At 63.4% G+C, this 12,304-nt stretch carries 10 protein-coding genes; 4 read left to right on the top strand and 6 right to left on the bottom strand.

Annotation, left to right across the window (positions count from 1 at the left end):
* Positions 1-110: 110 nt before the first annotated feature.
* Positions 111-791 carry a dethiobiotin synthase gene (gene bioD, locus VZC39_RS06225; RefSeq protein WP_434666660.1) on the top strand — a complete coding sequence of 227 codons (681 nt, stop codon included), beginning with the start codon at positions 111-113 and terminating at the stop codon, positions 789-791.
* Positions 792-902: 111 nt separating this feature from the next.
* The gene (gene htpX / locus VZC39_RS06230) at positions 903-1,775 is read left to right on the top strand and encodes a protease HtpX (RefSeq protein WP_349921564.1); all 873 of its coding nucleotides are present in this window, start codon (positions 903-905) and stop codon (positions 1,773-1,775) included.
* A gap of 108 nt (positions 1,776-1,883) precedes the next feature.
* Here the strand turns inward: htpX and VZC39_RS06235 are convergent, their stop codons facing one another.
* Complete coding sequence (locus tag VZC39_RS06235) at positions 1,884-3,698, bottom strand: MOSC N-terminal beta barrel domain-containing protein (protein WP_434666663.1); 1,815 nt, start codon at positions 3,696-3,698, stop codon at positions 1,884-1,886.
* 256 nt (positions 3,699-3,954) lie between these two features.
* Positions 3,955-6,453 (bottom strand): penicillin acylase family protein, encoded by a 2,499-nt coding sequence (locus VZC39_RS06240; protein WP_434666666.1) that lies wholly within the window; start codon positions 6,451-6,453, stop codon positions 3,955-3,957.
* A 184-nt stretch (positions 6,454-6,637) separates the two neighbouring features.
* Here VZC39_RS06240 and VZC39_RS06245 point away from each other — a divergent pair, with 184 nt between their 5' ends.
* Positions 6,638-7,447 (top strand): hypothetical protein, encoded by an 810-nt coding sequence (locus VZC39_RS06245; protein WP_434666669.1) that lies wholly within the window; start codon positions 6,638-6,640, stop codon positions 7,445-7,447.
* 86 nt (positions 7,448-7,533) lie between these two features.
* Complete coding sequence (locus tag VZC39_RS06250; RefSeq protein ID WP_434668377.1) at positions 7,534-7,761, top strand: helix-turn-helix domain-containing protein; 228 nt, start codon at positions 7,534-7,536, stop codon at positions 7,759-7,761.
* A gap of 73 nt (positions 7,762-7,834) precedes the next feature.
* Here VZC39_RS06250 and VZC39_RS06255 read toward each other — a convergent pair whose 3' ends face one another.
* The 4 genes from VZC39_RS06255 to VZC39_RS06270 all read right to left on the bottom strand — a co-directional run bounded on the left by VZC39_RS06255 (position 7,835) and on the right by VZC39_RS06270 (position 12,251).
* Positions 7,835-8,050 carry a YdcH family protein gene (locus tag VZC39_RS06255; protein ID WP_108536732.1) on the bottom strand — a complete coding sequence of 72 codons (216 nt, stop codon included), beginning with the start codon at positions 8,048-8,050 and terminating at the stop codon, positions 7,835-7,837.
* Positions 8,051-8,337: 287 nt separating this feature from the next.
* Positions 8,338-8,928 (bottom strand): hypothetical protein, encoded by a 591-nt coding sequence (locus tag VZC39_RS06260; protein WP_434668380.1) that lies wholly within the window; start codon positions 8,926-8,928, stop codon positions 8,338-8,340.
* An 11-nt stretch (positions 8,929-8,939) separates the two neighbouring features.
* Complete coding sequence (locus VZC39_RS06265; protein WP_349921568.1) at positions 8,940-10,298, bottom strand: MATE family efflux transporter; 1,359 nt, start codon at positions 10,296-10,298, stop codon at positions 8,940-8,942.
* Positions 10,299-10,427: 129 nt separating this feature from the next.
* A complete protein-coding gene (locus tag VZC39_RS06270) occupies positions 10,428-12,251 on the bottom strand; it encodes a SulP family inorganic anion transporter (protein WP_434666674.1) in 1,824 nt (607 codons plus the stop codon).
* Positions 12,252-12,304: the final 53 nt, after the last annotated feature.

Genomic DNA, 12,304 nt, shown 5'->3' on the forward strand with positions numbered 1-12,304 from the left:
TTGCCTACATTGCCATCAGTCGACCCTGCGGGGTCGGCCTCTTTATCACCCCATATCATGAGTGCGATGGGCGGCCGGAGGGTCGCCCGCCATCACGCCGAGGAGTCATCATGGCCACATCCTTCTTCATCACCGGCACCGACACCGACGTGGGCAAGACCCTGGTCGCCCGCACCCTGCTGCAGGAGTTTTCAGCCCTCGGCCTTCGCTGCGCCGGTTACAAGCCCATCTCGGCGGGTTGCACCCGCACTCCGGATGGCCTGCGCAATCAGGATGCCCTGCAACTGCAGGCCGCCGCCAGCCTCAAGCTCCCCTACGAGCAGGTCAATCCCTTCGCCTATGAACCGCCCATCGCCCCCCATATCGCCGCCAGGGAGGTGGGAGAGACCATCGAGATGGCGGGGCTGAGCGCCGGCCTGCGAGCCATCGAGCAGGCGGGGGCCGAACTGGTGATCGTGGAGGGGGCGGGGGGCTGGTTCCTGCCCCTGGACAGAACCCACCTGCTGTCGGACTGGGTCAAGCAGCAGAATCTGCCGGTGATCGTGGTGGTGGGGGCCAAGCTCGGTTGCCTCAACCACGCCCTGCTCACGGTGGCCGCCATCCGCCATCAGGACTTGCCCATCGCGGGCTGGGTCATCAACCGGCTGGATGAGCACATGAGCCACTATCCGGAGAACCTGGATACCCTGAGGGGCTTGATGCCGGCGCCGTTTTTGGGTGAAATACCCTTTGTAAACAATCCACTCGATGCAGATCTGCGCGGTTGTCTCGACGTTTCCCCTCTGCTTTGAGGGGCACATTCAGCAAACATTCATCGCGTCTATCTATTATCTGGGACAGAAGTGGGACCGGCGCGACGATGGATCGGGCCTGACCACATATCTATCTTTCAAGGAGTCAATATGAAGCGAATTATGCTATTCCTGGTGACCAACCTGGCCGTCATGCTGGTGCTGGGGGTGGTACTCAATATCCTGTTCTCGGTTCTGGGGATCAACAAGTCCAGCATTTCCGGTCTGTTGGTGTTCTGTGCCGTGTTCGGGTTTGGGGGTTCCTTTATCTCCTTGCTGATGTCCAAGTGGATGGCCAAGCGCAGCTATGGCGTCCAGGTCATCGAGCAGCCCCGCAACGAGACCGAGCACTGGCTGGTGAGCACGGTGGCGCGTCAGGCCCGTGAAGCCGGCATCAAGATGCCGGAAGTGGGGATCTATGACTCGCCCGAGATGAACGCCTTCGCCACCGGCGCCCGTCGTGACGACTCGCTGGTCGCGGTGTCGTCCGGCCTGCTCTACAGCATGAGCCGTGACGAGGCGGAAGCCGTGCTGGCCCACGAGGTGAGCCACGTGGCCAATGGCGACATGGTGACCCTGACCCTGATCCAGGGGGTGGTGAACACCTTCGTGATGTTCTTCGCCCGCATCGTGGCCGGCGTCATCAGCAACTTCTTCAGCTCCAACAACGAGGAAGAGAGCAGCAGCACCGGTGGTTTCGCCTATATGATCACCGTCTTCGTGCTGGAGATGATCTTCGGCGTGTTGGCCTCCATCATCGTCATGTGGTTCAGCCGTCAGCGTGAATTCCGCGCCGACGCGGGCGCCGCCAAGCTGGCCGGTCGCGACAAGATGATCGCCGCCCTGCAGCGCCTCTCTCGCGGTGCCGAGCCCCAGATGGAAGGTTCCATGATGGCCTTTGGCATCAACGGCAAGCGCTCCATGAGCGAGCTGTTCATGAGCCACCCGCCCATCGAGCAGCGTATCGCCGCCCTGCGCGGTTAATCCTGCCCCCAATGAAAAATGGCTGCCCTCGGGCAGCCATTTTTGTTTCCGCCTTGGCGATGAACCGGGCGGGATCGTTATCGCGGCCGGGGCAGCCCGCAGGTTGCCCTATTCAATCACCAGATCGGTCAGCGGCACGGCGCAGCAGGTGAGGATCCTGCCCTCGGCCCGCTCCGCGGCGGTGATGGCCGGCGCCTCTGGATGATCCACCTCTCCCGAGAGCAGGGTCTGCTTGCAACTGCCGCAGATGCCGGCGCGGCAGCTCCAGGGCAGCTCCACCCCCTGCTTGTGGGCCTGATCCAACACTGTGCCCTGGTTGTTGCCCATGAAGCTCTGCTCGCCGATGCGCAGTTGCACCGCCTGATGGGGCCTTGCCACCGAGAGGATGGCGCCGCCGAAGCTCTCCTGCTTGATGCGATCGGCGGGCACGTCCAGCGCCCGCAACAGCTTGACCGCCTCGCCCATGAAGCCATGGGGGCCGCACAGGAAGATCTCCCGGGTCGCGAGATCCGGCAATCGGGCCAGGTGTTCCTTGCTGAGGCGACCGCGCAGCCCCTGCCAATGGCTCCCCGGTTGACTCAGTATCAGGGTGAGGCCCATGCCGGCCTGGCGCAGGGCATTGAGTTCGGCGGCGGCCGGGATGTCGGCCTCGCTGCGGCACAGGTGCATGAAATGGACTTCGTCGAGTTCATGGCGCAGTTGCAGGGTGCGGGCGATGGCGAGCATGGGGGTGACGCCGGAACCTGCCGAGAGCAGCAGCAGCTTGCGCTCGCGCCCCAGATGGAAGTCCCCGGCGGGGGGGGAAGCCAGCAGCCGGTCGCCGACCTTGAACTGGCCGTGCAACCAGGGGGAGAGGCGACCATCTCCGATGCGTTTGACGCTGATGCTGTAACGCTCCGGCAGATCTGGCGTGGAGCTCAGGGTGTAGCGCCGTTGCTGCCGCTCTCGCGCCTGCCCCTGACCGATATCCAGGCTGATGGGCAGGTGCTGGCCGGGCAGGTAATCCGGCAGCGGTTCCCCATCGGCGGCCTCGAACCAGAAGGTCTCCAGATCCTGGGCCAGGGGCTCGCGCGCCACGCAGACCAGTTCTCGCTTCTTCGGCGCGCCGTTGGGATAGACGGGGGGACGGGTGCGCTCCAGCACCTCGATCTCGCTGCCCGCTTCAATCCAGCCCTCGTTCAGGGCCACCAGGTTCTGGCCGAAATAGACCTCCCCGTCTTCGCCTCGGCGATAGCGGGTGAGGGTGGCGAGCGGCTCCTTGAGGGCGTTGAATCTGTCGCTGCCGGGCTCCACCGTGGTCATGATGCAGCGGCTGCAGGGCTTGGCCACCAGGAACTCCACCTCACCGATGCGGATCCGCTTCCAGCCATCTTCCTCGAACGGCTTGGTGCCGCTCGCCACCAGGTTGGTCCTGAACTGGCTCATCTGGTGCAGGGCATCGGATCTCAGGTTGAGATCCTCAAGGGAGGCCTGGCTTATCAGCAGCAGGGGATAGCCGTCGGCGAAGCTGACCCGGGTGCCGGTCTTGGCGCGAAAACGCTCGGAGCGCTCGCCGAGCCAGAGCAGGCGTACCGGCTCACCGGCCACGCGACTCAGCCAGTCATCCGCCTGATCGTGGGTGTGCAGGGCCTGGAAGCTGTCACCCCAGACCCCGGTAGCCTGGGGGGTGCGACTGAAGTCGCTCTCGTGCAGCGCGAGGGGCGCCATGCCCGGGTAGCGCAGCTGCAAGCCGCCCTCCATGGGCGTGGCCACCACCAGTTGCAACTGGGGATGGGTGCGGGCCGTGATGAAGCTGCCGTCCGGCTTGACCACCATGTAGCGGCGATCCCCGAGCAGGCCTTCTTCGATCACCCGGGCGCGGGAGAGTGGCATGCCTGCCGTCGATTTGATGGGGTAGAGGTGAATGCTGTCGAGCCTTGGCATCTGAAATCCTTGTGCGTGGCGGGTTCCGGTGAGGCGGGGGCGGGCCCCGCGAGCACGGCCGCCCCCATGATCAGGCGCGAAGAGAGATGAGAAGGACAGGCCTGGTCGCAGACGGCGGAACGTCATGGGCAGGATGTTACATGCAATGGCGGGGGAGCAGCCACTGCTCATCGAGGGAGGCGGGCAAAAACGTGGCGACAGTTGCAAACCAGCAAGCGGGCCCGTGGGCCCGCGATGGATGGTTTACACAAGGTGATCAGGGTGTGAGGGGGCGAGGCACCTGGAGTGTCAACTTACGCTCCTGATGGGCGGCGATCTCCTCGTCGGTAAAGCGCATGGGCTGCCACTGTTGCCGGGCAAACTGTTCGGTCTGATCGATGAAGTGCGGGCTTTCGGGGTCGTGGGACTGGCCATAGCTCAGGTAGCGCTCGGCCTTGGGGCCGTCGGCATCGAACTGCAGGGCCAGCACGAAGCTGGAGCCATAGTTGGCGCGATAGCGCAGATCCGGCTGACCATCCCCATCATCATCCCGGCTGCGCAGCGTGGTGCCTGGTACGGCCTGGCCGGTGATGATGTTGGCCAGATCCGAGGTGCTGCGCGAGGGCATGTTGGTCTGCACCATGTTGAACATGCCTTCGAACGAGTTGCCACCGGGCAGGGCGACAGGAGCCAGGCCGCTGGCCTTCTGCACGAACTGCAACTCGCCGAGGGAGGCATCCAGCGCTATCCGGGCGCCTTGCAGGCGTTGCTGTGCCCCGGCCAGAGCCAGCAGGGCCGGATCCTGATCCGGGTTGCCGGACCAGGGGGCCAATCCGCGAGGCGTCGTGGCGGGGTTGGTCGGATCGAAGGGGAGGGCAAACAGGGTGTCCTTGATGTCCCTGTGACCGCCGGTGCGAAATGCCGTCAACCACTCGCGCATCAGGTGGGCACCCCGGCTGTCCAGTTGATACTCCCCATCCCAGCCGGCCAGGGCATTGCAGCTCGGGCTCAGGTCCAGGGGGCCCGTGGTCAGCTGGATCAGGGGATGAGTCTGGCAGCGGGCCAGCAGGGGCTCTTTGAGCTCGCGGGCAAACAGGGAACCGTTGTGAGTGACCACCCGTTGCAGATCCGAGAGGGTGAAGCGGCGATCCGGGCCGGTCAGCCCCTGGCTGTCCGGGTGGGTGATGAGCAGGGCGTTATAGCGGGTGCGCGGGCTGCGTACCGTCTGCTCGGGGCCGTAAAGGATAGAGTAGCCCTCGAGGGGGGCATCGAGGTTGGTGAGCCAATGGCTGCTGTTGGCGTTGTAGACATAGTCGCTGCGGGTCTGCCGGGGGGCCTGACTCAGGGGGACCAGACCGGGAGCACGGGTCTGGCCGCTGTCGACCCACTCGAAGTCGGGGTCATTGCCAGGCAGCAACACGCTGCCCTCACCGTCGAGCCAGATGGGGGCGAGCTGCGGGCTCTGGGAAGCCGTGCGCCACCAGGCTTCGGCCTTGGCGCCGAGGCGGGGAACCTGGGTAGCATCTACGTAGCTGGCCTCTCCCTGCTTGTCGACCAGCAGGGTATTGACCCAGGGGATCCCCTGATGTTCAGCAAGGGCGTCGAAGAAGGCCGGGGTGCTCTGGGCCCTGGCCATGGCCAGCCACTGTTCCAGCATCTTGTAGTTGCCGGCATTGGCATCGCGGAAACTGATGGCTGTGCTGCGGCTCCAGCCGAGGGCTGGCGAGAGGGAGGCCAGGTTGACCATGGGGCCGAAGTGGCTGGCATAGACGGTCTTGCTGTAGGATTGCAGGCTGCCGTCGGCCTGGCGCACCTCGAGGCTGACAGTCTTCTGGCTCATCTCCCGCCACTCGTTGCCGTAGCGATAGCACAGGGGATTGTCCGGATCCAGTGTCAGTTGATAGAGGGTGAAGCGCTTGGATTGGGAGACGGTATGGGTCCAGCCGAGTTGCTCGTTGAAGCCGATGAGTACCGCAGGGAAGCCCATCATGGTCGCCCCGGTCACGTTGAGCGTGCCCGGGATCTGCAGGTGCTGTTCATAGAACCTGAGCTCGCCATCCCAGGGGAAATGCGGGTTGCCGAGCAGCAGGCCGCTGGCATTGCGGCTGCGATCCGCCCCCAGTGCCCAGCCGTTGCTGCTGATCCCCTCGGAGGTGAGCAGCCACTCAGACTCCAGTGTCGGGGCTGGCAGGGCACGGGCGGTGACCTGAGGACTGGGAGGCTGGGCCGCCGCCATGGCGGAGATGAAACTGCGACCGCTGGCGAGCTGGGCGAGATCCAGATGATAGGCCAGCAGCTGGGTGGGGGTGATAGGGGTGACCCACTCAGCCCCGCGGCAGGGAGAGGGATAGTCTGCCGGACTGGTCCTGGCCGCGAGTGAATGGTTGAAACCCGCCACATAACCTTCGATGAGATCCCGGGCATCGGGGGAGAGTTTGTCATAAAGGCCCCTGGCCTCATCGACCAGCGCCAGGGTGCGATAACCCACGTCGGAGAGCAGGTTGCGCTGCTGCTCGCCAGCACCGAACCAGCGAGACTTGTCACCCTGGAGTTTCATGATCTGCTCGCTCAGGGTGCAGAGGTTCTCCTCGGCGTGGGCATAACCGGCGCCAAAGCCGAGGCTGGCGTAGTCATCCGCCTTGATGTGGGGAACCCCTTGTTCCGTGTAGGTGATGGCCACCTTGTAGTGGCTGCGGGGATCCGCTTCGCTGCTGTTGTCCTGACAGCCTGCCAATACCAGGCAGCCGAGCAGAGGGAGGGAAAAAGGGGATCGCATGTCAGTTCCTTCTGTGGTCTCTGTTGTTATGAACTTGTTGCTTTTTGCGTGGGGGAGAGGGTATTTAAGTGCAGGGGAACCGGGATGTCGCCCCGTTGGATGGAACCGGTCATCGGTATAAATAGTCAATTAAATCAAGGATAAACAGGTTCGTCTCGATGGAGCCGTACCTCAAGGAGCGGGTATGCAATGGGAAGGAATGGCGGCGGTGCTCAGTCTGAGCCTGGGATCCATGCTGCTGCTGGCGGTGATCAACTGGTGGCGGGCCCGCTGGGATGGAGCTTCCGGCTACCTGTTGGCCCTGCTGATGCTGAGCAGCCTGCAGGCTCTTGAATACCTCTACCATCAGCAGCAGTGGTTCATGTACTGGCCCCATCTGCTCAAGCTGGCGGATCCCCTGGTGGTGATGATCCCCTTCTGCCTCTATGGCTACATCCGAGCCCTGCAAGGGGAGGCCGTGCTCGGTCGCTGGCGTGAAAAGTTGGGTCATGGCCTGCCGCTGCTGCTGGTCGCCCTGCTGGATCTGCCCTATTGGCTGCTGCCGGCGGAGGAAAAAATCCGCAGGATCTTGCTCGGCGCGCAAGATGAGGCGCTCTGGTTCGGGCCGACGCCTTATGGCAATCAATACCTGCTCATCATCGCTCTGCTGGGGCTGGGATACTGGTGGCAGCAGCGGCGACTCGGGGTCGCCAGCCGCAAACCGGCGCTGCGAGCCTGGGTGATGCAGCTGCAAGGGCTGCAACTGCTGGTGGCCTCGCTGCTGCTGGTGAGGATTGTTGTGAGCTGGCTGGACTGGTCCTTCTCCACCGCCTACCTGCAGGCCCCGGTCATCGCCTGGCTGCTGTTGCAGATCCTGGCTCACGCCCGTCTGCCACAGCCATCGCCCGTTGTGGCGACCCCCTCTCATGAGGCCTCATCGGTGAGCCCAGAACCCGAGGCCCCCTGCGGGATGAGGGGCTGTCGTGCCTGTTTGCCGAGCTGGAACGCCAACTGAGGAGCGGTGCCTATCGGGATCCGGCCCTGTCGCTTGGCAAGCTGGCGGGGGAGTGCGGGATCAGCACGCATCAGGCTTCCAGCGCCATCAACGCCTGTTCGGGGGGACACTTCTACGACTGGATCAACCGCTACCGGGTGGAGGAGGCCAAGCGATTGCTGCAAGGGAGCGAGGAGACGGTGGCCAGCATCTGCTACCAGGCCGGTTTCAACAGCAAATCGACCTTCAACACCGCATTTCGGCGCCACACCGGCCTGACCCCCAGCGCGTTCCGTCGCCAGGCTCCCTCCGATGCGCTGGGCGCCGCTTCGTGAGCGAGCAATAAAAAGCCCGGCGCAGAGGCCGGGCTGGGGGATAAGTTGCTTATCCGGGTATTCGTCGAGGCGTCTAGTGTGGATGTTGTTTGAGGATGTCGTATATCTCCTCTTTCAGTTTAAGTTTCTGTTTTTTCAGATCCTTCACCTCGGAGCTGTAATCGCTGGCGTGATGCTTCTCCAGTTTTCTAATCTCCGCATCCAGGTCGTTGTGCAAGTCAAACTTCTTCTGGAAATGGACATCACTGCTCTTCAGTTTCGAGATGAGCTCTCTGTACTCTGGGAACATGTAATGCGGCCTCCTTGTTGCTGTTTGATTGTGCCTTGACCTTCAAACTACCCCTAAGCGGGTCACAGAAACGTGATCCAATTCAAATTCGGGGGCAATGATCGCCGCTCTCGAAATGTCGATGGCTAACTGTTTGAATCACAAGCTGATAAGCAGGCTCACCATCCACAGCGAGTCCAAAAACTGCCGCTGGGATCACAACTTGGCAGCCTGATGACGGGGGAAGCGCCGCCGGGCGGGCAGCAAAAAGGGGCCTGAGGCCCCTTTTTAGATAACGACAGCGATGCTTATTCTTTTTTCTTTTTCTTCTCGGGCAGGGGCTTGCCGTCACGGGCGATCACCTTGCCTGCCTCGAAACCGATCTGCGCCGCCAGCTCTTCCAGATCCGGTGCCTTGGCCTCGTTGCCAATGGCGTACTGGTAGTTGGCGATGGTGATCCTCTCCGCCACCGGAGTGCCGGGGACGATGGGTTCACGCCAGCCCTGGCCGATATGGGCCACCAGCGTGCCATTCATGATGAGTTCGCCGACGATCTCCTGGGTGGGGATACCCTTGCCATAGGTCAGGCCCTGGGCGTGCTTCTTGCCCACCAGGGGGTCGGTACTGGCAGGGATCAGCTTGGTGCGGATCAGCCACTTGGGATCCTTGGTCTTGCCCACTGCCTTGCCGGTCTGGTACTCGTTGATCTTGATGGTCTTGATCATCTGAGCCATGAATTCCTTGGTCAGCGCCTTCTGGGCCTCGCTGCTCTCATCGATGGCGATGGGGGCCACATACCAGGTCTGGGGGGCCGGTGCCTTGGGGGCCTTGGGCGCGGTCTGCGCCATGGCCAGCGGGCTGAGCAGCAGGGCTGCCAGCAAGAGTCCGATTTTCTTCATCATGATTCTGCTTATGATTCCACTGATGGTTCAACGAGGATTTTGTTTTGCCAGCGACGGCTGCGCCAGCGCCAGAACATGGCCAGACCGCGCACCCATTCGTCACAGGCGAGCGCGAGCCAGATGCCGACCAGCCCATAGCCCTGCATGATACCAAGGAAATAGGCCAGAGGAACGGCAATTCCCCACATGGAGACCAGCGCCATGTAGAGGGGGAAGCGGGCATCCCCGGTGGCGCGCAGGGCGTTGATCACCACCAGGTTGAAGGTGCGGCCGGGTTCGAGGATGAGGCTGATGAGGAACAGCTGGGCCACCTGGGTGATGATGTCGGCATCGTCGGTGAACAGACTGATGATGGCGCGCCCGTTCAGGGCTGCGGCGATGGCGATGAGGGTGGTGACGATGAGACCGAGCTTGAGGCTCTTGAGCAGTTGCTTGTAGGCCTGCTCGAAGCGCCGCGCCCCCGCCAGATGGCCGATGATGATCTCGTTGCCAAGGCCGATGGAGAGGCCGAACAGCAAGATGAACAGGCAGATCTGGAAGAAGTAGGACTGGGTAGCCAGAGCCTTGTCGCCGAGCAGGCCGACGAAGGCGGTCACCACCATGAACTGCAGCATCCAGGAGAGGTTCTCCCCCGCCGCCGGCAGGCCGATGTGCAGCACCTTGTCCAGCATGGCACGGCTCGGCCGAACGATCTCGGGCAGACGCAGGCGGATGCCGGTCTTGCGGGCCACCAGCCACACCAGCAGTACCACGCCGACGATGCGCCCCGCCACCGTGCTGATGGCGACCCCGGCCACCCCGAGCTGGGGCAGGCCGAACCAGCCATAGAGCAGCAACAGGTTGCCGACGAAGGTGATGAGGTTGACGATCAGGGTCACGTACATGGCCTGACGGGTGTGGCCGTGGGCGCGCAGGGTGGCTGCCAGACAGAGCGCCGCCGCCTCCGGCAGCAGACACAGACCGATGATCTGCAAGTAAAGGGTGGCATCCCCCATCAGGTGGGCAGGCAGGTTCATCAGCGCCAGCATGGTGCTGGCGCCGGCCATGACCCCCACCGCCGCCACCAGTCCCACCAGCAGGTTGAAACCGATGGCGGTATGGATGACTATGCGCGCCTTCTCTTTGTCGCCTGCTCCCAGATACTGGGTGATCACCACGCTGGTGCCGATGCTGACAAAGCTGAACAGGGTGATGGCGAGATCGAACACCTGGTTGCCGACGGCGAGCGCCGCCACTCCCTGATAAGAGACATGGCCCACCATGAAGGTGTTGAGAGCCCCGGTCAAAAAGTGCAGGGCGAGATCGATAAAGAGCGGCCAGGTCAGGGCGAAGAGGGTGCCGGGGCCTGCATGGGATTGAGTCTGCATGGGGTGTCCACATACTGATGATGGCCCTCGTCAGGGCCATCTGGACGGGCATTTAACACCAAGAGCCTGAGCGGTGCAATGGGGATCCCCTCACCCCTGTCCGTGGGGGAGGGGTGAGGGGAGAACGGATCAGGCCGGGGTGGCACCGGCCTCCTGCTCAGAGGGCAGGGTGTGGCGCGCCGAATCCGGCAGCATCTCATCTCGCGGCCAGGAGGGCGCCGGGCTGTCCGGAATGGTCTGCTGCACCTCATCATCCTTGAATACCGGCTCGCGGTAACAGCGGGTCAGGCGCAGGGCCTGATACATGTCGGGGCTGAGCAGTATGCCCTCCTCGCCGACCCGGATCCCCGCCTGCTGCAACCAGTGGGTCATCTGGCCGTGACGACCGGCCATCACCATGTGAATGCCGCGCCGCTTCAGATCCTTGTGCAGCTCCCCCACCATGCTCATCACGCTGATGTCCTGGTGGGTGAAACAGGCGACGGCGTCGATCACCAGGCATTTGGGGCTGTGGGGATCCTGCACCAGCAGGGCCAGCACCCGCCGCTTGAAATAGGGGGCGTTGAAGTAGGTCAGCGGCGAGTTGAAGCGATAGACCAGGATGCCGGGGATGGCCTTGGCCTGTTCGTTGTCCCCCAGGGTGCGCACCACCCCTTCATCATCCATGCCGAGCAGCTGATCCGTTGGGCGCATCACGTTGCGCAGGAACTGGAACAGGCCGAGCAAGACCGCGAGGGTGATCCCCGGGATGACCCCCATGGTCAACACGCTGATGAAGGTGATGAGGGCCAGCCAGAAGGCGGCACGGTCGGAGTTGCGCAGAGCCCAGAGGCCGCGAAAATCGGTCAGCGACAGGGAGGCCATCACCAGCACCACGCCGAGGGCGGCGGTGGGAATGTATTGCAGGGGGGCCGTCAGGTAGAAGGTGACCAGGGCGATGACGATGGCGGCGATGATGGAGACCAGCTGGCTCTTGCCGCCATTGGCGTCGTTGACTGCGGTGCGTGAGTCCGCCCCGCTGATGGCAAAGCCCTGGGAGGCGGCGGCCGCCAGGTTCGCCATGCCGAGCGCCCGAAACTCCTTGTCCGCGTCAATCTCGTAGCCGTTCTTGGCCGCGAAGCTGCGGGCGGTGAGCATCATGGAGACGAAGCTCACCATGGCGAGGTTGAGGGCGGGCAGCACGAGTTCACGCATCAGACCGGGGGGAAATTCCGGCATCTGGAAGGCAGGCAGGCCGGAGCCGATGGCCCCCAGGGTCGCGATGTCGAATCGCCAGAGGTCGAAGGCCCATACCAGGGCCGCGGTCACCACCATGGCGACCATGGAGGAGGGCCAGGCCGGCTTGTAGCGCTTGGCCAGCAGCAGGGTGAGCAGGGTGATCAGACTCATGGCCAGGGTGGGCAGATGGGTCTGGGTGATGTAGTGGGTGCCGTTGAGGATCCGCTCGATGAGGTAGCGTTCGCTGAAGGTGAAGCCGAAGATCTTGGAAAGCTGACCCACCATGATGGTGATGGCGACCCCGTTGAGCAAGCCCATCAGGATGGGACGGGAGAGAAAGTCTGCCAGCACCCCCAGCTTGAAGCGGCTGGCGATGAGGCACCAGAAGCCGGTCATGGCGGTCATGGTCATCACCAGTTGCCAGTGACGGGTGGCGTCCCCGGCGGCCAGCGGGGTCACCACGGCGGCGATGACGGCGCAGGTGGCGGCGTCCGGCCCGACGATGAGCTGGCGGGAGGTGCCGAACATGGCATAGACCAGCATGGGCAGGATGCAGGAGTAGAGGCCGACGATGGCGCCGACGCCGGCGAGCTCCGAATAGGCGATGGCCACGGGCAGTGCCACGGCGGCCACCGACAGGCCAGCGCGAAGGTCCGGCACCAGCCAGGCCCGCTGATATTGCAGCAGGGCGGCAAGGCCCGGCAGCCAGCGTTCGAGAGAGAAGAAGTCGCGCATTAATTAACCCATTGAGTAATAAACAGCTTTTTCGTAGTTTGCCCATGCATGGC

Source organism: Aeromonas sp. NJAU223 (assembly GCF_051125555.1).
Lineage (GTDB): Bacteria > Pseudomonadota > Gammaproteobacteria > Enterobacterales > Aeromonadaceae > Aeromonas > Aeromonas veronii_G.